Source organism: Candidatus Hydrogenedentota bacterium (assembly GCA_016791475.1).
In the GTDB taxonomy this organism is placed as follows: domain Bacteria; phylum Hydrogenedentota; class Hydrogenedentia; order Hydrogenedentales; family JAEUWI01; genus JAEUWI01.
Genome location: JAEUWI010000252.1, coordinates 1 through 681, shown reverse-complemented (window position 1 = coordinate 681; position 681 = coordinate 1). Strand labels below are relative to the sequence as shown.

At 66.5% G+C, this 681-nt stretch carries 1 protein-coding gene; it reads right to left on the bottom strand.

Annotation, left to right across the window (positions count from 1 at the left end):
- Positions 1-681 (bottom strand): adenylyl-sulfate kinase (locus JNK74_29045; GenBank protein MBL7650228.1); only part of this gene is annotated, 681 nt, incomplete at both ends.

The following is a 681-nucleotide window of genomic DNA, read 5'->3' as shown; positions in this document are numbered from 1 at the left end:
GAATCGTCCGGTTGCCGCGTTCGCGGAATAGCCGTCCAGTGCCACGATGCGCGAGGCGCGCAGCACGATCTCGGCGACGTCGAACGATTCGATGCGAGTTCCCGCACGCTCGCTCAGGTCCCCGCTGCCGACGATACGGCCGATTTCCTGCACGACAACGGGCATCGCCTGCGTGCCGATTCGCAACGTCATGCGTCGACCAGCCTCAAGCGGCTCGCGCCCAAGCCAGAACAGGCGGGCGCGGAACACGTCCGTCTCGAACGGCATGTCGCCGGCATGGCTGATCACGTCGCCACGCTCGACAACGATCTCGTCTTCGGTCGTTATTCCCACAGATTGGCCGGCTTCCGCCGACTGCGGCGGCACGAATCCCGGCACCGCGCTCCATTGCTCGATCGAGCGCACGCGCGTCGTCTTGTTCGACGGGGAGAAAACGATCGTGTCGCCGACCTTGATACGGCCGCTCTCGACCTTGCCCGCCACGATCCGGCGCTGATCGAACTTGTAGATGTCCTGCACGGGCAGGCGAAGAGCACGCTCGACAGCGCGTGCCTTCGGCGCAAAGGCATCGAGCGCTGCAAGCAGCGTCGGCCCCTGATACCAGGACATGGCGGCGGCGCGCGTGACGATGTTTGCACCCTCGCGCGCGGCGACCGGGATCATCGCAGCCGGGCGCACGCC